Origin of the sequence: Lactobacillus apis (assembly GCF_003150935.1) — a bacterium.
Taxonomy (GTDB): domain Bacteria; phylum Bacillota; class Bacilli; order Lactobacillales; family Lactobacillaceae; genus Lactobacillus; species Lactobacillus apis.
Genome location: NZ_CP029476.1, coordinates 238,567 through 261,257, shown reverse-complemented (window position 1 = coordinate 261,257; position 22,691 = coordinate 238,567). Strand labels below are relative to the sequence as shown.

Genomic DNA, 22,691 nt, shown 5'->3' with positions numbered 1-22,691 from the left:
TTAAAGATTGCACTTAAATTTGCATCATGTAACTTAATGATAAACTAAAAAGAAGAAATTAAACGTACTAATAACTTTTATTTAAGTATAGTCCATCTAAACAATTAAAAAATAGTAGCCTAAATAATTGGGAGGAAATAGACAATGACAGAGATTTTAACTGATATCATCTTCGACGAGCAAAAGCAATTAGCGACAGATATTTATTTGCCCCAAAGCAACGCAAAAACCAAAATTTTGCTATTTTGGCACGGTGGCGGTTGGTTCCGTGGCGATAAAAGTAATCTTAAAGAGTTATGCCTGATGGCAGCTGATCGTGGTTTTCTTGTTTTTGCCCCTAATTATTCACTTGCTCCTCAAGCAACTTTTCCTGCTGCACATGAAGACAGCACTAATTTTGTTAAATGGCTTTTAAACAGTAAATATGTCGCAGAAGGAACACAAATCAGTCAAATTGGCGTTAGCAGCGGTGGTACGCTAGCCTTACTAGTGGCAGGAAAATATGGCTTTCCAACTGTTACCTGGTCTGCGCCCGTCTCCTTTTCTAATTGGATACAAGATCATCCCGCAGTTAAGCCATCACCCCAAGCTCATAAAGATTTTGGAACAGAAGACTTGAATGAAATCAATGACTCATTTTATAAGTACTTCACTTTAACTTATGCCGGCTCACCAAAAATGAGCACGCTCAAACTAATCGATGCAGCTTCATATGATTACCACAATCTTCAGCAGCTTTTAATGATTAATTCAACAAATGAATTAGCACCAACTAAATATCTGCTTGCTTTTATTAACTATTTAGCCAGTCAAAATCTTGGGATTGAACTCAAATTAATTCCTGGGAAACGTCATGCAATGGCGTATGCCAGCGAGTACATTGATTTTTCTTTAGCTTATCTCGAAAATAGTCTAATGAATAACCAGCAGTAATGCCGGTTAATTAAAAGTTAAAATTATTAGCTAGTGCAACTTTTTATTGAAAACGGTTTATAATAGAGTTTATCTATTTGTAACGTAGAAAAGTATCTTTTAAGGAGAATTAATATGGCTAAATATCAATCAGTCAATCCATATACCAATGAAACTTTTGCCAGTTACGATAATCCAACAGCTAGTCAAATTGAAGATGCAATCAACTTGGCAGATGCACTTTATCATAAATGGCGTCACGAGACTCCAGAAAGTCGCGCTGAAATTTTACACCAAGTTGCCGATGGCTTCCGCCAAAATGAGGAAGAAATGGCTAAAATAATGACTCTAGAAATGGGCAAAATGATCAACGAGTCCAAAGGAGAAGTTGAACTATGCGCATCAATTTGCGATTACTACGCTGATCATGGTCCACAAATGCTTAAGCCACAACCGATTGAATCAAACTTGGGTAATGCTTATTATCTTAAGCAAGCTACAGGAGTAATCATGGCTTGTGAACCTTGGAACTTCCCACTTTATCAAGTCATTCGTGTTTTTGCGCCAAACTTTATTGTCGGTAATCCAATTTTATTAAAGCACGCACATAATGTTCCTGGTTCTGCCGCATTAACTGCCAAAATAATTAAACAGGCCGGTGCACATGAAGGTAGCCTCATCAACCTTTACCCTAGCTACGATCAACTTGACCAAATTATTGCTGATCCTCGTATACAGGGTGTTGCACTAACTGGTTCTGAACGCGGCGGGGCTTCTGTTGCAGAAAATGCCGGAAAGAACCTAAAGAAGTCAACTATGGAACTTGGCGGTAATGATGCCTTCATCGTTTTAGATGATGCGGATCCATTAGTATTGAAGAAAGCCTTAAGTTCTGCTAGAACGTATAACGACGGTCAAGTATGTACTTCATCTAAACGTATTATTGTGGTTAAATCACGCTATGATGAAGTTTTGCATGAACTGAAAAATGCTTTTTCAGTCTTAAAAGCGGGGGACCCACTCGACACTAGCACGACATTACCACCAATGAATTCAACTAGATCAAGGGATAAATTAAGTAAGCAAGTTGACGAAGCCATTGACGCTGGCGCAAAAGTTTTCTACGAATATCCTGAGATTAATTCTGATGGAGCATTTTTCAGACCAATTATTTTAACGGATGTTGATAAAAATAACCCAGCTTATGACCAAGAATTCTTCGGCCCAGTTGCAATTGTTTACGAAGTAGAAGATGAAGATGAGGCTATTGCACTTGCCAACGACTCAAGCTATGGTCTAGGCTCATCCGTCATCAGTGCAGATGTTAAACATGCACAAGAAGTTGCAGCTCAAATTGAGACTGGAATGACCGTTATTAACGGAACCTGGATTAGCTCCGGAGAATTACCTTTTGGTGGAATTAAAAAATCGGGTTATGGCCGCGAATTGAGTGATTTAGGTATGATGGCATTTGTCAACGAACACTTGGTAATTGATATGCCAACGGAATAATCTTTTATAAATAAAAAAAGCTGGACTTCATAGCTGTCCAGCTTTTTTGTTACTCTTGTTTATATTTTTTGTATAGGTTATAACCTAATAAAATTGTCGTCATGACGCTTGATAAAATTAAGAAATAGGTCGAAGCACCTATCGAAACAGCATATAAAAGTAATTGACTAGTAATGTTCTTCAAGAAGCCTGTATTTGAAAGTGTGGTATTTGATAAGCGGAAAATTAGATAAACTAGGAAAAGTGACTCAATTATCGACAAAGCAAATGCAATATTGCAATTCTTTTTTGTATCCTTCAGTGTATTATAAGTAATCACAATTGGGAATAGGAAAATCAATAGCCAGATTACACAGACTTCGATTCCTGGCACCAAAGTGCTACTTGATGAAAATAAACGTCCGGCCAGCCCAAATAAAACACGTGTAATTGACATTTTACCTGTGTATGAAATGTCAGAAACGGAAGCACCAGAACCAGTAAACAAAACAATTAGATTAATAATTGCCATTAAAATGACTAGCAGTTGGGTGTAATTAAAGTGCTTTTTGACCGTTGCAACTTCTTCTTCAACTCGCCTTTCGCCCTTGGAAGGCTCTTTTCCGTTTCTTTTAGACTTAACTTTTTCCTTAGACTCATCAACATTATTGAACATATTAGAGCCAAGCTGATTGACCTTTTCAGTTAATCGCTTATCGACTGTATAGCGCTCTATTTTGTCTGTTCGCACACATACCACATAGAGCCAGATAAATAATGCAAAAAAGCAAATCCAACCGATGCTACGAGAGAAACTCATAATCAGTAGCAATAAAATACCCAATAACAAAACAATCATACTATTGGCACGAATCCAATCGAGCATCCTTGCAACAATTATATTTTGCTTTTTAGGGTAAAACTCTTGGCGGTAGTCTTCTCTTCTTGTAACAGTTCGTTCTGCTTCTTGTTTTTCTTTATTTTGAGGTTCGCGGGAGGCATCAGCAAAAAAGAGATCACGATATTTTTGTACATCAAAGTGACAATTAGGACAAATCGTATCCTCTGCTGAAATTTTTCGCCCACAATTTGGACAAGTAGTCATAAAAAACATCCTTTGCTTGTAGTTAAATTGATACACTAATCATAAAACAAAAAAGGTGATAAAGAAAATTTCTTTATCACTCTTTTTAATGAAAAATCATTGTAAACCTTCAATTTTTGCTTTAAGTTCTTTGATTTCCGCAATTGTTGCATTAGGTGACAGCATTAAGCTATCCAATTTAAACTTAAGCAATTCAAGTTCATTTGCGTTGCTTTTCTCATTTTCATTAACTGGTGGTTCAGAAACCAGCAATTTTTTACTCTTAATCTGCCACTCTTTCAGCTTAATTTGATTAACAAATGCTTGGTCATGAGATACCAAAATAATTGCAAATGGATAATTTGTGATGAATTCGGCTAATGCGTTAATTGACCCAATATCCAAAAAGTTAGTTGGCTCGTCTAATAGCAGCAAATTATATTGCCCGGTAATGATCTTAGCTAAATTAAAGCAGACCAGCTGTCCACCGCTTAAACTACTAATCTTTTGTTGTGCAAACTGCTTCAAGTGCAAATCACCTAGAATCTGCATTGTTGAACTGTCATCAAACATACTGGTTTCATTAAGCGATGCAATCAATGTTTGATCAGTTTGTTTTACACAAATATTCTGATCAAAATAGCCAATTTTTAATTTGGGGCTATAATAACCCACTAGTTCCCGATGCTTAATTTGTTTTAAAAAGACGGTTTTGCCTACTCCATTTTGGCCAGCCAATATCACTTTTGTTTGGAAATCTATGTTAATTTCATTGTCAATGGTAAAGAGATTACGCTTAAAAGCCTGAACTTTCTGCTTATTTAGCCTAATTGCTTTATCATTACTGATATCTGCAATAGCCTGCTTTTCTGTTCCATTTTTAAATGTAATATAACGCCGAACCTCTGGCTTTTCGAGCTTAGCTTTCTCTCGGTTAAGTTTATTAGTCAGGTTTTTACTAGCCTTAATGACGCTGTTCTTGGCTCTTTGCTTACCCAATGATTTCGACCGCCAATCAGACGACGACAGACCTTTTTTATTCTTATTAAAAGTTCTTGCCTTATTGAGTTTCTGATTGGAACTAACTTGCAATTGATTAACACGTTTTTTTTGTTGTTCATACTCTTTTTCAAGAAAGTGCCGCTTATCAGCTTGAAACTGTTGAAATTCAGAATATGTTCCTGTAAAACCGCTGACCTTTTGCTTTTGAATGTACCAAAGATTATTGCAAATTTGACTTAGAAAATTTTGATCATGACTAACTATTAAACACGCAATCTTGCTTTTTTGTAGTAATTGAACCAACCATTTTTGCTGTTTAACGTCCAAATTAGAAGTTGGTTCGTCCAACAATAATAAACCATTGGACATATTTTTTAATTTAGCAATTGCTAGTTTAATAGCCAATTTTTCTCGTTGTCCACCGCTCTTGTCCTTTGCATCGAGCAATTGGGGAACATAAGCAAAATTACAATTTCTGGTAATTTTGCCTTTAATTGTAAATGAATCGGTCATATCTTGTTGAGCAAGTATGTTAACTAGAGTAGTTTTGCCAACTCCGTTGTCTCCAATTAAACCGATTTTTTGACCTGAAGTAACATTTAAACTGTCAATTTCAAGTAATTTGGTAGCTGCAACGTCAATTTGTAAATGATCTATTTTAATTAATTCCACTTTAAACACCTCAATGTGTAAGTACGCTATTAATTTGCTTTTTTGCCAAATTAATATCTTGCCTCGCCCCACGTTGAGCTGATAATTAATTTTCCTGTTTAAAAAGTGATTTAATTATTTAGCTATCTGTAGAGCTTTATTGATTATTTACATCTCTTGACATTTCAGTTCTCCTCATAATTCTGTTAATAAGTTAATTAGCGTTATTCTAGCTTATCTTAAAAGTTTTGTAAAGCTAGTCTAAATATACAAAAAAAGATTGAACACTCAAAATGAGCAATTCAATCTTTTAAAATTCTATTGTTTAACTCGTTTACTCTTATTCCAGTGCACGCCTTCATAAGTCAGTTTAACTGCTGCAGATAGCGTGATTGGCATAATGAAGACTAAAATAATTAGTCCGATAATTACAGTTAAAGCAACTTCAATTAATGTTGGAATACCTGATGGAATCAATGCAGCGAAGGTACCACCTAAAATAATTGCAGCTGAAACAACAACCGTTCCGATAATACCACAAGCTTTAAGCATTCGTTCACTCGGCTTGCCTCCCTCAATTGCACGATAACGCGTCATCAAGAAGATACTATAGTCTACACCTAAGGCAATTAACAAAATAAAGCCAAAGAATGGCGTATTCCAAGTTAACATGTTTTTGCCCATTGTTGCCTTAACTACCCATTCAGTAATTGATAATGAGCAGAAGTACGCAATAAGTAATGTACCCAAAATATATAGAGGTTGCAATAATGAACGAGTAACGAAAATCAATGCGATTCCGATACCAATCAACATAATTGCGGCTGTTCTGATAAAGTCCTTGTTGGCAATATCCTTAATATCAGCAATGTTTGAGCTTTCTCCACCCATTGCGATAGTTGCTTTATCAAGTCTTGTACCTGCTAAAGACTTTTTAGCCATTAAGCTTAAGTCTTGCGCCTTCTTGGTTGCCTTGGTGCTACTTGGGTTTGAACTAAAGACAATCATGATCATTGCTGATTTTTTATCAGGGCTTAGATAGTTCTTAACCGAGGTTTGGAACATGTCATTCTTGATAAATTCCTTAGGAATATAGAAGCTATCTGCTGCTGATGAACTAGCAAGTCCGGTAAGATAAGCTCCACCTTGGCCCAAGCCACTGTTAACTTCATCTAAACCAGAAGTTAACTTAGGAGTATTATCTGCCAACTGACCTGCACCGGAATTCAATTTTCCTACACTTGAGTTCAGTTGACCTACGCTTGAATTCAATTGACCAAGACTAGAATTAAGTTGACCTATTCCACCATTTAAAGTGGATGCACCACTACTTAGTTGACCTGAAGCAGAAGCTAGTCTACCAACACCTGATTGTAATTGACCCATCTGACCAGAAACATTTGGCATTGAAGCAGAAGCTTGTGCCCATGATTTTTCAAGTGCAGCACCTGCTGCTTGCATTGCCGCCATCTTTTGTTGTGGTGTCAAGCCAGGAATGCTATTCATACTTTGAGCCAAGTTAGCCTTGTAACTCTTTTCTAAGGCTGCCTTAGTATTGGCTTGAGCTGATGCGATACCTTGAGAGCCAGCTGCTAATTGAGAATTAAGTTGATTCAAGCCGCTGGTCATTTGTTGCGTACCACTTTGGAGTCTTCCTGCACCACCTTGCAGTTGACCCGCACCACTTTGAAGTTGGCCAGTACCGCTTTGGAGCTGTCCAGTACCATTTTGTAACTGGCTTGTTCCGCTAGCTAACTGACTTGCACCAGTTGATAATTGCTTACTTGCTTTACTTAATTTGCTTAACCCAGCACGAGCTTGGTCGACGCCCTTATTAACTGTTTTTAATTGGTTGTTAACATAGAGCTGATTAATTCGTTCTCCGTATGGTTGAGTAACAGAAGTTACTAGAGAAACATCCCCAGAAGATTGAATTTGTCTAGTAAGTTGATCAAGCAGTCTTAAATCTGCCTCATTGTCTAATCTGTGGTCACTCTTAATATAAAGAGTTGATGGTTCTGCCATCCCCTTGGAGAAATGCTTTTCAACTACAAGCATCCCAGCCTTTGCAGGGGTAGCATTATCAATTTCATCAGTATCATCATAATTAAGATGACCTGAGTACATTAAAGCAAATGGTGTTACCACAACTGCTAAAACGACTAAATAGATAATTGGATGAGCCATAGTACTCTTAGAGATACCATGCCAGAGCTTATCCTCATGTTCACCAGTAAATTTCTTAACTGGCCAGAACATTTTTTCACCTAAAACAGCCATGAAGAATGGGTTTAGTGTTAACAAAACAACCAGTAGGATAGCAACACCAACTGCAACGCCGACTGCAGATTGGTAAATTGAGAATTTAGCTAAGCTAAGAGCTGAAAAACCAATTAAGATCGATGATCCTGAATACAAGATTGTCTTACCTGCTACCTTAAGTGCATCCTTCATCGCACCATAGCGATCAAGCCCATTACCCAGATTTTCCTTGAATTTATCATACAGTAAGATGTTGTAATCCGTTCCGATTCCGAACAACACAATGATCATAAAGACTTGTGTAAAGTTTGAAAATGGGAAGTTTTGATACTTAACTAGATTGGTAACAATCGAGAAAGCAGTGATAAATGATACACCAACTGTTAACAAAGAAATTAGTGGCACGATTGGTGACTTAAAGACAATTACTAGAACAATGAAAATGAAGACAATGGTAATGACTTCAGTCTTTTTAATTCCCTCTTGAATTGAGTTCGAGAAAGCGTTCTGTAAAACATCTGCACCAGTAACATAAGTTCTGATACCTGCAGTTTTAACGGCCTTAGTTAATTCCTGCTCTACTTCATTAATTGGAGCATGTTTTTTCGCAACATTAACTTGTAAAATCCAAGTAGTCTTATCTTTTGACTGTAGTTGCTTCTTGGTAGCGATATTATCGTCTGGTGCTAAGACCATCTTAATACCGTATTTATCCTGATTTTCTTTAATGCGATCAATTGTGTCATTAATTGCATTCTTATCGTCTGCAGTTAATTTGCCGTTTTTCTTATTAAAAACAACTGCAATTTGATAAGTGTTCTTTTGTTTAGGTCCCCAATCATTTTGAATTGATTGTGCGACCTCACTTTGAACATCCTGTGGTAAGGAAATGTTTGAGTGCTCACGCGTTAACCCAGTAACGTCTGGCAGTGCCACAACAGAAATAATCAGAATTAAAACCCATGCAATAAATGAAAAAATATGATTTTTAAATAATTTTTGCACTTTGTTTTTCCTCTCTATTCTTCCAAAATATTTTTCGGCTGGACCAGTTTGATAATCATATCATGGTAGCCTTGATCAGCCTCGGTACTGGTTTCACCCTCAATCGACGCGGACACATCTAAAAAGATATAACCCAAAACAGCGCCAATTAAGGAATGAAGCGAAACAGTGCTGTCGCTTCTTAAATTCAGTTTGTCAGCAAATGCAATTACGTTCATGATTTCCTTAGTAATTGCATCTTCCGGCTTATACTCATTGAGGTGATAAAGAATGCTAAACAATGCAGGATCGTTCAAAATAAAATTGCGAACGATATCTGCAAATTTAAATAATGCCTCTTTACCTGAAAGTCCAATCAGATTGTCAACTAACTGCTTACTTAGAATTTTAATCCTACTTGCACCAACAAGTGATAATAATTGCTTACGACCAGAAACATAGTGGTAAAGAGATTGCGAGCGAACACCAAGCTCCTTAGCTAAGCTAGGCAGCGTTGTTGCCGATAATCCTTTTTGACCAATCATTTCTGTTGCCTTAGCAATCACTTTATCGAGATCAAGGCTTCTTTTTTTAACCAACTTCATCCCTCCCTCTGACAGCATAGGAAACAATATAACACTACAAACCGCAGAATACAATCTACAGACTGTAGATTAATTCAAAAAAATTTCCAAATTGACTAAAATCTTGATTTAACAGTATTTCTGCATTAAAAATACCTCAAAAGCAAGTTAGCTCTTAAGGCATTTTTAAATTTATTTTATCTATTTAAAGAAATTATTGACGACTTGTCCGAGTTTATCAAACTTTTTATTTGAATTGCTCCACACGGCTACACAGTATGCTTGACCATTATTTTCAATAATAGCAACACTAGACCGATCGTCACCAATCGCATATACAGTCGCACCATGAACCTTTTGTACTAATTTTGGTTTTTGTCCTGTCGCATTTTGATTCAATGATCCAAGTGTTAAATTAGAATACTGACGACTTAGTGTTTTATTTTTGTACAAGTCATCCATTACGGCGACCAAATCGCTTGCCGTTGTTTGAGCTAATGGGTTGGTTGTATATTTTTTGCTAAATTTAGTGGAATCAGCTCCCATTTTTTTAGCCATAGCATTAACTTTTTGCGGTTTAACCTTGCGTAGTAAAACATTTCCTGCGGTTTTATTCCCCTGCATCAAAGTCTGCCTTAAAAAAGTTGTTCCATAAGCTATTCCAGGCTGCAAAGCTTTTTCGCCTTTAGCGCGGTCTGACTTTTTAACTTTGATTGCCGAATGACTGATAAGCTTGCCGTGTTCTTCTTGGTAAAAAACTGCTGCTAGTAAAAATAGGCGCCCAGTTCCAGTAACACCATGTGCTTTAGTGGTATTTGCTACGCGTGCATACTTGCCAGAATTAAGATCCTGAACTGCAACTTGGTAGCTCTGATCCTTTCCCATTAGCTTCTCAATCTGCTTGGCCCAACTCTGATCACTACCTGAAGCAATTTGAACATGAGTCGGATATTCTACTTCAGCAACTTTTGGCTCATGCGATAGCTTACCTTTGCCACGCTCTTTTTTAACACTTTGGCTTTGACCCACAATTTCAACACTTGTATTTTGTACCCGCCTTAAATTTAGCGAATAGAGCATAAAAGCAAGTAGCGTAGTAATTAGTGAGCCAATAATAACCTTGTTTTTCATATATCTACCTCAATTAAAAGAAGTGGTGTCGTTTCATCAAGATGATCAGCCAAAGCATTAAAACAATTCCAATCAGCGAAATAAAAATCCAATCGGTTGAACTATGACCTACAGGTAAACTTACGTTCATGCCGTAAAAACCGGTTAGGATAGTTGGAATAGTCAGAACCAAAGACCAAACTGTCAAAAACTTCATCGTATCGTTCAGGTTGTTGTTCATCATATTATTAGATGTCGCAGATAAAGTTTGCGTAACCTGTTGCGAAATTTTGACCATTTCTGCGGACTGATTAGACTCAATTAAAACATCATCTAAGCGCTCACGAGCAGGTTTGGTAAAATCAAGTTCTGAAAGCTTCAAACTGTGAAGCATCATCAAATTGGTTTGGATTGAACTAGATAAGTAAACCAAACTTTTTTCAATATTAGATAATTCAACTAAGTCCCTATTGTCGATATCACCAGACAATTTTTGATCCAAAGTATTGCGCTGAACATCTAGCTGCGTAACTGCACGTTGGAAATACTGCGATAAAAACAGCAAAAATTTCATCAACAATTCGGTTACATCTTGTGCTAATGATAATTCGCGTCTCATTGCACGGTCATTAAACTCGTCAAACACATAACTAGTTGATTCTGTATGGAAGGTAAAAATGTTTTCTCCGGATACTAAAAAGGTTACCGGGTGAGCCGTAAAATGCTTGATGGTTTGTGTCGGCCAAATGGGCACATCATAAACAAGCAAGTGAATATGGGTATGGGTGTCATAATCGTAGTGCGGACGTTCATGACGGTCGGAAATATAAGAGATCATATCGGGCGTGAAATTAAAATCATCTTGCAGTTTGTTACTGTCTTCTTCACTCAAATTGCTGATATCATACCACTTATACTTAGTTTCTACCGGAAATCTTTGCTCTTTGATCATTTTCCCCATCCTTAGATTGGTTAGCTTTCTAGTTATAATGAAAGCTATTGGTTTGCTTATCTTATCTTACCATTCCTTTGCAAAACGACAACTAAAAAAGCAGGCTAAAAAGCCCACTTTTTTAATTATTAAATATTTTTTATTGCTTCCATGCAGCATCAAATTTTGTCTTACCTGTTTTAATTGCACTATTAACATTACGGTCCTTTTGTGCAGCAGATAAAATTGATTGCATAATTGGATTTAATTGGCTAAATACTGCATTAGAATTTTTAATTACAGGCACACTGTATAATGAGTTAGTTGACAGAATATCCTCTAACTTAGCAGGTAACTTAAATTCTTTATTTTCTTTATATTCAGCTGACTTCGTGGCGTCCTCATTAACTGGAATATAGCCGGTTTCTTTGGCCCACTTAATTTGGTTTTCCTTAGATGATAGGAACTTCATAAATTTGAATGCAGCGGCTTTTTCCATTGCACTAGCATGGCTAAACATGTAGATGTCAGTCCCTTGTTGCATTGTGTACTTACCAGGACGAGCAGCTACTTCATATTTAAAGCCCTTCTTAGCTGCTTGCTTAATCCATGTTTCTGTTGATGATGAAGTAACAAACATTGCTAACTTTTGGTTTGTAAATGGAACATATAGGTACTTATCAGAACCTGGCATTCTGAAGTAGCCTGCCTTTTCACCTTTTACAAAGTAGTCTAAAACGCGTGAAGATTCCTTGCCAGTAAAATCAACCTTGCTGGAGAAGTTTTGGCCTTCATTTTTCATCCCTAATACGTAGTAGTTGTTAAGGTTATCAAAACCTGCACCTACAACCTTGTGATTACTCTTTTGGTAAATTGTTTGTGCTGCCTGCTTTAATTCAGCATTAGTTGAAGGTACCTTATTGATACCGTACCTCTTCAACATGTCAGGATTGTAAATCAAAACTTCGATTGACTTGTTAAATGGAATACCGTATTGTGTACCGTTAATTTGGGCACCATCAAGCATCCCTTGCTTAATTTCTGATGCAGCAACGCCTCCCCAACCGACTTCTTTGTTATTAATGTAAGGAGTTAGGTTTACTAACATCTTGTTCTTAGCGGCACTTTGAAGCCAACCAGGATATGCCTGGGTAATTGTTGGCAAGTTCTTTGGTGACTGCATTGTAGAATTCAACTTAGCTTGCAAATTGTCATAATCGCCTTGTTGTTCAAGCTTAATTTTAATATTAGAATTTTTAGCTTCAAATTCTTTAGCAAGTTTCTTTAATGTAGTTTCTTGCTGACCTTGCATCCCATGCCAGAAAACAACAGTCGTTTTCTTGGTTACCTTTGGTATCTTATTTGTGTCAGAAGTTGAAGATGACGACGAGCCACCATTCGAACAAGCAGCAGTACCTACTAAAGCTAATCCGGCTACAGCTAATGCTGCAAGTTTTTTACCAAAATTCATTTTTGATTTTTCCTCCAAAAATCGATGATTAATCAACAAGTTTTTGTCAATTATTTTATTCTTGTCTATTGTATAGCAGTAAAAGAAAGATTACAACAAAAACATTCGCTTTTATCTCAATATTAATCTATTTTTGCAATTAAAGTTCGTTTTTGAAGCGATAAACTTGCTAATGATATTTTTTTGTTCTACTTGATCAATTTTGGCAATAAAAAAGACTCGCCCTAAAAGGACGAGTCTCGCAAATTTCTATTCTGCCGCGTATTTACCGGCTAAGCGGCCAAAAGTTAGAGCATGACTAGCAGTTAAGCCAGGAACATGGTCTGGGTAGATACCCCAGAAGAAACCGCCAGAACAGTTACCAGCTGCATACAAGCCTTCAATTACCTTGTCTTGCTTGTTGATTACTTGCATCTTAGTGTTAACTCGCAGTCCATCGAGTGTAGCTAATAATCTGCCCCCAACAATCGCCCCATAATATGGTGCCTTATTAACTGGCTCTAAACGATAGCTTTCTTTACCAAAGTCACTATCTTGACCTTTGCTTACCATTTCATTGTATCGGTCAACGGTCTTTTGCAAGTTTTCTTTTGGTAAACCTAACTTTTCAGCCAGCTCTTCGATTGTGTCAGCCTTTTGAACTAAGCCTTCGTTCAAACGATCATTTACTTCTTTACGTGCTTCTTCTCCAGTAAAGATTCCTGGGAAACCTAATCTTGAACAACCCAATGTATGGTATTGTTTGAGGCTTTCATCACTCATTGTTTCTTCTGTCCAGATCATTGCACTTAAGTAACCAGGCTGTTTTGAAGCAGCTGTAATTTGGAATTGATATGGTGCACTTTCGTTAAAGAAACGTTCACCATTTAAATTAACTTTTAGCATTGGATATGAACCTAGCCATAAGTAACCTGGATCATCAGGAGGAGTCAAGTCAACTTCATAGAAGTCTTCCGCATTTGTTCCAACTGGAACTGCACCACGGTTGAACACAATTGAAGCAGGTTCTTCATCTTTAGCGGCGCCTACTTTCAAAGCAGCTACAATTCCTGAGCCATCGTCTCTTTGACTATCGGTATAAACGTTTGTCTTTAAGCCAAGTGGATTCCATTTTTGCATTAGCGCTTGGTTAGAGCCGTAACCACCAGTACATAGGATTACGCCTTTACGCGCTCTAAAAGTTGAGGTCTTCTTGGATTTCATGTTTTTGGCAACTAAACCGACAACCCGACCATTTTCAACAATTAGCTCTTCTAGCTTTGTGTGCCAAGCAAATTTTGCGCCAAGCTCTTCTGCCTTAGCAATTACCCAATTACCGTAACCCATTTGCCAGTACTTACCGTCAGGAGCAGTTGCTTCATTTCCTGTAGGAAAGGCACGGTTACGTTCAGTTTCGTAATGCGCATCTGGCGTTGCCTTAATGTATGCACCATGGGGTTGTAAAACTTCATCATCGAGCCAATCAACCATTTCTGAACTGTTGTCTGCCCAAACGTTTAATAGACGCTGATCAACGTTTCCTTGGTTAAAAGTAGAAATAAAGTTAACTAATTCGTTACGGTCGATTTCAACACCGGCCTTCTTTTGTGCTTTACTGTGAATTGCAGCAATCGTTTCGCGGTATAAATAGCCAGCACTGCCCATTTTATCAATGACCAAAACCTTGGCACCTTTTTCGGCAGCAGCCGCAGCGGCCATCCCACCAGCGTTACTTGCACCAACAACGATTACATCATATTCTTGATTGTTCATAAAAATACTTCCTAACTACGTGATTGATCAAAGTGATTTTTAGCAATAACGGCTACTAAGGCCATAATTACTACAGTGATAATTGCAAAGAAAATGTACACCGCAACAAAACCGCCCATTTTTTCTGCAATCAAGTTATTAACTGGCATTGCGAATGCACCAATTAAAAAGGCAATAGAGTTAATGTAAGAAAAACCTTTAGCAAATGCCCTTCTGCCTAAAGCCGCAGTCGCAATTGTCGTAATACCTGTTCCAAGATATACATAGAAAACATCGTTAATCCCTGCGCTGAAGATTGCCAAGCCAGCCGAACGAGTATTGGTGGCAATAATTAGCAGTGCGTAAGAGATAACTGCTAACAAAAGCCATGCTAAACTTGCTTTTTCTGCCCCATACTTGTCACAAGTTGAACCAACTAATGGATTAAGGAAAATATCAAATAGCATTGCTGAAGTAACCATGAAGCCGCCCGCAGCACCATCAAAGCCTGCAGAAACAGCGTAAGTTGGAAACATCTGATTTAAGACAGCTGGGAATTGTAGCAAAATTACGATTACTAATAAAATCCAAAAAGTGGCTGACTTGAAGAGTTCGTGATTAGAAACAGGTTTAACCGTTTCAGCTGCATCGTTTTGTGCCGTCTTCTCATTAAAACCATATGGCTTACGTCCTTCTTTTTCAGGTGAGAAGCTAACGCCAAACAAAGCACAAGGCACACTTAAAATAGCTACAATCACCGCTAAAATCGTCAAACTACTTTGCCAACCAACCTTTTCAATTAAAACTGATAAAATTGGGCTCATGATTCCTTGGAAAACAGAAGTAATTGCCCAGCAAAGTCCAACCGCAAAACCGGCTTTTTCCGCAAACCAGTTATCAAGCAAAATACCAACTGGTGTAAACGACATAAATGAAATCGCAATCCCGATAATGATGGCTATAATGAAAAAGAGCCAAATACTGGTAAAGTGCGGCATCAGAATTAAGCTGACTGCAACTGCCAAACAGGCAATTACATATAACAAGCGATTGTTTACCTTAGCCAAAATTTTGGGAACATTTGGTGTCATCACAGCCATTGTTAAAACTAAAACCGTGTAGTAATAAGATAAGGTTGAAACTTGAGTGTGCAAAGCTTGGCTTAGTGGAGCTAAAAATGAACCCATTAGAACCATACTTGAGCCTAAACATGCTGCTGAAATCAAACCTATACAGCACATTATAACCCACGGCCTAATATTCCTTTTTTGATTATTCATCAAAATCACCTCTAAATACTAATTCTTGAATATAGCTTGATATTACATCAATAATGAGGGTGTGATAAACTGAAAAGCGAATGGCATAATGACAAAAAGGAATATTAGATCATGAATTCAACTCAAGTGAACTGCTTTTTAACTTTGGCAAAAACACTAAACTTTACGCAAACTGCACAAAAAATGTACCTCTCACAATCGACTGTTTCTAAAAACATCAAGAACTTAGAAAAGGAATTACAGGTAAAGCTCTTCAAACGTGGCTATCATCAAATTGCATTAACCGATAAAGGAAAGATTTTTTATAATCAAATGGTGCTTTCCACGGCTGAAATTAACGACACAATTATTAATCTGCGCCAAAGTAGCGCCATTATGCGTCCTAAAATCAAGATGGGCTACACGGATCTGCCCTTTGAAAAAAAGTGGTTACCTGTTGCACTAAGGCTGATCAACACACAGACTAATCTTGAACTTAAGCCGTTTTTCGTTGATCCTGGACAAGAACACAATATCAACAAGCTAATTTGCGACGGGACAATTGATTTGATGCTCATGCAAAAAGATATTATTAACGAAAAGGATGAAACGCATTACGTCGAAGTTTTGCAAAAAGGCTTTTCCGTTGTTGTTCCGCAGGGTGACAGTCTTTTTATTAAAAACAACATCGATTTTAGTGACTTGGCTAACCGCCAAATTTATTTGTGGAATGGTCACGATAATTTTCCTGCAATTGAAAGTCTGAAGTTTAGTTTACAAAGTAGTCCCTACGACATTAACTACCAAGAGGAAATTGACTCTTCGATTTTAGTTGCATATGTCCGGGCAAAAATGGGGATTGGTATTGTCCCTAGCATTTTATACAACAAAGACGATACCGATCTGCGCTATATTCCTTTAAAGACGGATCAAAAACTGTCTTACGGCATTTTGTCACTAGTCAACTCAGAAAAAAGAGCTAACATCAACATAGTCAACAAGTACATTGCACAGGCCATTAATATTTCAAAAACGCAGTGGTAAAGCAAAAAAGGATTCGTCATCAAGACGAATCCTTTTTATAATCTTGCTATTTAGTTTTTATTGCTTCCAAGCAGCATCAAATTTTGACTTGCCTGTGTTAATTGCATTATTAACATTTTGTTTCTTTTGTGCAGCAGCGAAAATATTTTGCATAATTGGGTTTAATTGACCATATGCAGCTCCAGCGTTCTTAACAACAGGAACACTGTAGAGGTTCTTCATTGCGTCTTCCAATTTAGCTGGTAACTTAATCTTCTTGTTGTCTTTGTATTCAGAAGATTCTGCAGCAGCATTGTTAACTGGGATATAACCAGTTGCGTTTGCCCATTTAAGTTGGCTAGTCTTTGAAACTAAGAACTTGATGTACATGAATGCAGCAGCCTTTTGATCAGCAGATGCGTGGTTAAACATGTAGATGTCAGTACCTTGTGACATAGTGTATTTGCCAGGACGTGGAGCAACATCGTAAGTAAACTTGTTACCTACACCTTGCTTAACAAAACCTTCACCAGCTGAAGTACCGATGTACATTGCAACTTTTTGGTTAGCGAATGGTCCTGATAGGTAGTGTTCTGAACCGGCTACTCTGAAGTAACCATCCTTGATACCATCAGCATAGTAGTTGATAACTTTCTTAGAAGTTGCACCAGCAAAGTCAATCTTGCTTGAGAAGTCTACGCCTTCGTTCTTCATACCTAAAGTGTAGTAGTTTGATAATGAGTCAAAACCAGCACCAACAACTTTATGGTTACTCTTTTCATAAATTGTCTTAGCATCCTGCTTCAATTCTTCCATTGTAGTAGGAGCTTTCTTGATACCGTATTTCTTAAACATGTCAGCATTGTAAGTTAAAGTTTCAATTGACTTGTTAAATGGAATACCGTATTGAGTTCCGTTAATTTTAGCACCATCTAAAAGAGCGGTTTTAATATCAGAAGCCTTAGCACTTCCCCAACCAACTTCTTTGTTGTTAATGTATGGTGTCATATCTACCAACATCTTATTCTTAGCTGCAGTTTGTAGCCAATCTGGATAAGCCTGTGTAATTGTTGGCAAATTGTTTGGTGACTGCAAAGTTGAATTAATCTTAGCTTGCAAGTCATTGTATTGACCTTGGTTTTCTAACTTAACCTTGATCTTAGGATTATCCTTTTCGAATTCCTTTGTTAATTCCTTTAAGGTATCCTGTTGTATCCCGGTCATTCCGTGCCACAAAGTAATAGTGGTATTCTTCTTAACCTTGGTAATCTTAGATGAACTGCTAGATGATGACGAAGAAGAATTGCTTCCGCCATTAGAACAAGCTGCAGTACCTACTAATGTCAAACTAACTGCAAAAGCAGCAGCAAGCTTTTTACTTAACTTCATTTGGTAAACCTCCCAAAAATAAAAACTAAACAACAATTTTTTGATTAACTAAAGCGTAATAGTTTGATTGCGCTTCGGTAAAATCCGTTCTCCAAATGGGTTCTCTTCCAGCTCCGGATGCAATGTGTGCACCGGAATTAAGTTTGCTGGTTGAACCTCCTTAATAATTTCCTTGAGCTCTTTTTCATCTGCGTGCCCGGAACAACGCAAGCCTTTGAACTCAATCTTTTTATCTGACAAAGCTTGCAGGAAAGGCTGATAAGCCGGATCAAAATCGCCCAGCGGTTCAGCGTTTGAGTGGATGTATAATCCACCTTCCTGTAAGTCAGTATAATTACCAACTGCTTGCCAGAGGTATGCATGATTGTCGTTTAGCAGTTCCCGATAAGAAACTTCTAGTTCCGGTTGCAAATCTGCAAATTTCTCTTCCCCTGGCAAGTAATAGTAATCAAAGTCCTTGCCCAAGCTTTCCTTGAGCAAGTGCGCTCTTTGCGCATGCAAAACAACGCGGCGCGGTGAATCTGCAATAATGCGCAAGAGTCGCTCAACATTAGTAGGGTATGTATTAAATGTAATCTGCCGCTCAGGGTTGTCTTTTTGCAAGTCAACAAATTGAGCAGTCAGTTCATTTTCATTCTTTGGACCAGTGAATTCTTCACTTGATTGATCGTGTTTTTCTTCGGGCCAAGAAACACCGGTACCTTCAATAATCAGAGCATCACAGTTCTTAGCAGCTGCCAAAAATTCGTGTACCCAGTCAGGGTGATAACCGTGCAAGCGAATATCACCAGTGTAAGCAATTTGCTTATCTGGAGTAGTAATAATTAGACCTGTTGCACCATAAGCATCGTGGTCACTTGGCCAAACTTCAAGCGTAATATCACCCACCTGAATTGGCTTGCGGTACTCCGCCGCAATAATTGGTCGAACGTAACTTGCTTCATGACCAGCAGCTGGTAATAAAAAGTCACCGTGTTCGTTTAAAGCTGGCATCATCTTGGCAGTAAGTGGGCCTGCATATAGCGGAATCTCAGGTGCCAAGAAGTTCATTGCCTTACTATGATCAAGATGCAAGTGTGACATATAGGCAGCAGCATGTTCCCAACGTTGATGATCAATTGGCTTTCCGGTAAGCTCAGGATCGTAAAAGTTAGGAACATCACCAATCAATTGATTTTCAATCAAAGTTTGATATTTTTCATCAGGCAAATCTAATTCAGGACGATATACTTCACCTAAATCAAACAAAACATGTGATTTGTTATAAGCCACTTCGATCATTGGTCCGCCAATAGTTGTTAGACCATTATAAAAAGTGATAGATGTCTTAGCCTTTGATGTCATTACGTACTACTCCCTTAATAATCCGTTTTCTAAAGATGAAATACAAAATTAAAATCGGTAAAACAGTCAATGTTGCTGCTGCTAGTTGCAATTGTGTTTCGCTACCAGCATCAGAAGCAAAGGCAGACAGACCGTTGTTTAACAGTCTCATCGTGTCTTCGTTAGTAACAAGTAATGGCCACAAGAATGAGTTCCAGCCTGAAATAAAGCTCAACAAACCAACTGTAAAGAGACCACTCTTTGACATTGGTACCAAAATTTTCCAAATGTAATCCCAGTCGCTCGCGCCATCAATCATCGCCGCTTTGTAAATCGTGGTTGAAATTGAGCCAAAATAACTTTGTAAATAGTACATGTAGAAAATTGACGTTAGGAATGGTAAAACCAACCCAATGTAGGTGTTGAGTAAGCCGAGATGAGCAATTGTATTATAGTTAGTAAAAATAATTGCTTCACCTGGAACCATCAGGAGAGAAAGCATCACCATCTGGATGACACCCTTACCCTTGAAGCGCAGGTTAACCATTGCAAAGGCACCAAGTAGTGAATTAAATAGACTAACTACAGTCGTAACTGTTGCTGTCAAAACTGTGTTAAAGAAGTAGCGGCCAAATGGGGCTCTAGCAAAAACCTTTGCATAGTTGGACCACTCAAAATGGTGCGGAATTAATGTTGGTGGAATTGATGTTGTTTCCTGAAAGTTCATCAATCCGCCTAGTATCATGTAAATGAATGGAAAAACGGTGATGAAAGCAAAGATGAATAAGATAATATAGCTGAAGACAACACCTAAACGAATCTTTTTCATTTAATTTTCTCCTATCTTTTTCATCATCTTACGTTGTAAGAATGTTGCAAATAAGATAATCAGGAACAAGACAACCGTCGCTGCCATTGCAACCCCTGGAGTACCCACTGTTTGGAACTTATTGTAAATGTAGAACACAGCAGTGGTTCCAGAGTTACCAACACCAGCTGCACCATTAAATAGCGCATAGACTGATGTATAAATCTTGAAGGCACCAATGATATTCATTGTCAGCAAAAAGGCAATTGTTGGAACTAGTTGTGGCATTGTAATTCGCCAAAACTTGTCTTTGCCGCTAGCACCATACATATCGGCAATCGTGTAGAAGTTAGGATCAATGTTCCTAAGTGCACCCATCAGAATAACAATATTGAAGGCCAAAGAAGACCAAATACCGAAAATAATAATAGTTGTTAAAGACATTGCTGGGTCGTCAATCCAATCCGGTGCGGGCAAATGCACAGCCCGCAGCAAAAAGTTCAACATCCCATAATCGCCGTTGAAAATGTAACGAAAGACAATTCCGATTGCAATCGTTGACGTTACATATGGCATGAAAAAGGTGGTCTCAAACAATGCCTTATGTTTAACTTTGTCAAAAATAATCCAAGCTAGCATGATTGAAATTGCTAAGCCAACTGGTACCGAAATTACGGCATAGAGTAAGGTGTTTTTAATTGCCAACCAAAATTCGGGATCATTAAAAATGTACTTATAATTATTGAATCCCGTCCAAGTTAAATCGATTAGTGATCCACTTTGGAAACTCATACCAAAGGCACGTAAAATAGGATAAATACTGAATAAAGTTACAAAGATAATTGTTGGTGCTAAATACAGCCACGCTTTTTTCTGATTGGTCTTCATTAGTAAACCCGCTCCCCATCAGGTGTAAATAGAAATACACGATCAAGTCTCATCTTAAGGTTAACTTGATCACCATGATTAACTGGTACTTCAAGACTAATCAAAGAACGCGCTTGAGAGTCATCATGTGTGAATTTCAGTATACGTTCTCGACCGATTAACTCGACATCATCAACTTTCACGTTAAGGATACCGTCTGAAGCAGGAACAATGTTCTCAGGGCGAACGGATAATAAATATTCGCCATTAGGAATTGAGCGTTTAAAGCGTGATTCATCTAAATCGGCTAACTTGATAGTGAAGTCAGTTCCCTGCAATTCATCATCGGTCTTTGTTACCTTAAAGTTGTCAATTACGGGGTTACCAACAAAGTTAGCAACAAAATAATTATTAGGCTCTAAATAGAAGTTTTCACCCAAGTCATCTTGTTGAATAACACCATCATTAAATAAAATAATTTTGTCACCAATTGATAAGGCTTCTTCTTGGTCGTGAGTAACAAATAAGGTTGTAATACCAACAGATTTAACCAAAGAACGAATTTCTTCACGAATCTTCAATCTCAATCTAGCATCAAGGTTACTCAAAGGCTCATCCATCAGAAGAATCTTAGGTTCTTGAACTAACGCACGCGCAATCGCTACTCGCTGTTGCTGTCCACCAGATAAATTACCAGGCTTTTGATCAGCTAATTCAGTAATCTGTGTTAATTCCATATACTTTTCGGCAATTTTTTGCGCCTCAGGTTTAGACTTTTTGTTTTTGCCCACTATTAAAGGAAACATTACGTTTTGCAAGACTGTCATATGAGGATACAATGCGTAGTTTTGAAAAACGTAACCAATATGCCGGTCCTTAGGCTCGACATTTACTACTGACTTCCCGTCAAAAAGAATTTCACCTGAAGTTGGATTAAGCAAACCTGCTAAAATATTCAGAATGGTTGTCTTCCCACAGCCAGAAGGTCCTAAGAGACAAACCAAATCACCTTTTTTAACAGAAAAGCTGACATTTTTGATTGCTTCATGTCCATTATCATAAACTTTTCTGAGATTTTTCACTTCAACGAATTTGTTGTTATCCATTAATCTGCACCACTATATCTTGTATTGCTTAAAGTTTTTCTTCACTAATTTTATGATAAAAACTAGCTGAATACAACTGATTTTGTCTAATAAAAATTCGTACTTCGATTAAAAAACACTTGCTTTTTCTTTCAATATTCGTTTTTATGGCTAAAACTACAAATTATTGACGCCGAATCATTCATAATGTTCTGCTTTTGTTAATCTTTCGATTCAACCTAATTGCTAACTAAACTTGCCAAGTCAACTTTGAAGCAATTTTTCCATAAAGTGCTTTTTTAATCCGAATATTAATTTTATCTTTTTCATCTAATTCTGTTGCTTAGATATTTATATATATAAAATAACTTAAGAATAATATCATCTTTGACCGCATGCAAAAAGCACACTCCCATGACTGTCGTTAGGAATGTGCTTTTAGATCATGCATTTAAAAAATGCACTCAATAAACCCACTACAATATTTCATTCTATAGCTTACTAATAACTACAAAATAATCTGCTTGTCTACAATGCTATTGAAAATATAATTTTGCATTTGCAATTTAATTAGTATGAACTATTAAATGAAGTTTAACTTACTCAATTCGGCATCATTACTTTAGAATAGTGCTGCTAAGCAGCCAAATAAGAAAATAAAGTTAGAAATCATTTTTCCCCTTCTTTCTGTGAAACCTATAAGTTTTAAAGAATACATATATTC

17 protein-coding genes are annotated in these 22,691 nt (G+C 37.4%); 3 read left to right on the top strand and 14 right to left on the bottom strand.

The annotated features are described in order from the left end of the window. Positions 1-144 precede the first annotated feature (144 nt). Entirely contained in the window at positions 145-933 is a 789-nt protein-coding gene (locus tag DKL56_RS01205; protein ID WP_109715120.1) for an alpha/beta hydrolase, read from the top strand. Between the two features lie 114 nt (positions 934-1,047). Beyond that, positions 1,048-2,424, top strand: coding sequence for an NAD-dependent succinate-semialdehyde dehydrogenase (locus DKL56_RS01200; protein ID WP_109715119.1), 1,377 nt, complete (start codon positions 1,048-1,050; stop codon positions 2,422-2,424). 49 nt (positions 2,425-2,473) lie between these two features. Here DKL56_RS01200 and DKL56_RS01195 read toward each other — a convergent pair whose 3' ends face one another. From DKL56_RS01195 to DKL56_RS01155, 9 genes are all read right to left on the bottom strand, one after another. Further along, positions 2,474-3,508 carry a zinc ribbon domain-containing protein gene (locus tag DKL56_RS01195; RefSeq protein WP_109715118.1) on the bottom strand — a complete coding sequence of 345 codons (1,035 nt, stop codon included), beginning with the start codon at positions 3,506-3,508 and terminating at the stop codon, positions 2,474-2,476. A 96-nt stretch (positions 3,509-3,604) separates the two neighbouring features. Further along, positions 3,605-5,161: an ATP-binding cassette domain-containing protein gene (locus DKL56_RS01190; RefSeq protein ID WP_162542491.1), complete on the bottom strand. Its 1,557-nt coding sequence runs from the start codon at positions 5,159-5,161 to the stop codon at positions 3,605-3,607. 297 nt (positions 5,162-5,458) lie between these two features. Next, positions 5,459-8,407, bottom strand: a complete 2,949-nt coding sequence (locus DKL56_RS01185) for an MMPL family transporter (protein ID WP_109715116.1) — start codon at positions 8,405-8,407, stop codon at positions 5,459-5,461. Positions 8,408-8,421: 14 nt separating this feature from the next. Next, a complete protein-coding gene (locus DKL56_RS01180) occupies positions 8,422-8,985 on the bottom strand; it encodes a TetR/AcrR family transcriptional regulator (protein WP_046306049.1) in 564 nt (187 codons plus the stop codon). Between the two features lie 186 nt (positions 8,986-9,171). Then, positions 9,172-10,101: a serine hydrolase gene (locus DKL56_RS01175; protein ID WP_109715115.1), complete on the bottom strand. Its 930-nt coding sequence runs from the start codon at positions 10,099-10,101 to the stop codon at positions 9,172-9,174. A gap of 13 nt (positions 10,102-10,114) precedes the next feature. Then, entirely contained in the window at positions 10,115-11,032 is a 918-nt protein-coding gene (locus DKL56_RS01170; protein ID WP_074426120.1) for a magnesium transporter CorA family protein, read from the bottom strand. Between the two features lie 139 nt (positions 11,033-11,171). Continuing rightward, a complete protein-coding gene (locus DKL56_RS01165) occupies positions 11,172-12,482 on the bottom strand; it encodes an extracellular solute-binding protein (protein ID WP_109715114.1) in 1,311 nt (436 codons plus the stop codon). Positions 12,483-12,731: 249 nt separating this feature from the next. Beyond that, positions 12,732-14,234 (bottom strand): FAD-dependent oxidoreductase, encoded by a 1,503-nt coding sequence (locus tag DKL56_RS01160; RefSeq protein WP_109715113.1) that lies wholly within the window; start codon positions 14,232-14,234, stop codon positions 12,732-12,734. A gap of 11 nt (positions 14,235-14,245) precedes the next feature. Beyond that, a complete protein-coding gene (locus tag DKL56_RS01155) occupies positions 14,246-15,493 on the bottom strand; it encodes an MFS transporter (protein ID WP_109715112.1) in 1,248 nt (415 codons plus the stop codon). 111 nt (positions 15,494-15,604) lie between these two features. On the opposite strand from DKL56_RS01155, the gene DKL56_RS01150 reads away from it, so the two are divergent. Beyond that, a complete protein-coding gene (locus DKL56_RS01150; protein ID WP_109715111.1) occupies positions 15,605-16,516 on the top strand; it encodes a LysR family transcriptional regulator in 912 nt (303 codons plus the stop codon). A 57-nt stretch (positions 16,517-16,573) separates the two neighbouring features. Here the strand turns inward: DKL56_RS01150 and DKL56_RS01145 are convergent, their stop codons facing one another. The 5 genes from DKL56_RS01145 to DKL56_RS01125 are packed head-to-tail and all read right to left on the bottom strand — an operon-like array spanning position 16,574 to position 21,988. Beyond that, entirely contained in the window at positions 16,574-17,884 is a 1,311-nt protein-coding gene (locus tag DKL56_RS01145) for an extracellular solute-binding protein (RefSeq protein ID WP_109715110.1), read from the bottom strand. A gap of 48 nt (positions 17,885-17,932) precedes the next feature. Further along, entirely contained in the window at positions 17,933-19,228 is a 1,296-nt protein-coding gene (locus DKL56_RS01140; protein ID WP_109715109.1) for an MBL fold metallo-hydrolase, read from the bottom strand. Next, the gene (locus DKL56_RS01135) at positions 19,212-20,036 is read right to left on the bottom strand and encodes a carbohydrate ABC transporter permease (protein ID WP_109715108.1); all 825 of its coding nucleotides are present in this window, start codon (positions 20,034-20,036) and stop codon (positions 19,212-19,214) included. The genes DKL56_RS01140 and DKL56_RS01135 overlap by 17 nt, the downstream gene beginning before the upstream one ends. Then, complete coding sequence (locus tag DKL56_RS01130) at positions 20,037-20,903, bottom strand: carbohydrate ABC transporter permease (RefSeq protein ID WP_074425974.1); 867 nt, start codon at positions 20,901-20,903, stop codon at positions 20,037-20,039. After that, positions 20,903-21,988: an ABC transporter ATP-binding protein gene (locus DKL56_RS01125; RefSeq protein ID WP_109715107.1), complete on the bottom strand. Its 1,086-nt coding sequence runs from the start codon at positions 21,986-21,988 to the stop codon at positions 20,903-20,905. Before DKL56_RS01125 ends, DKL56_RS01130 begins: the two co-directional genes overlap by 1 nt. Positions 21,989-22,691 lie beyond the last annotated feature (703 nt).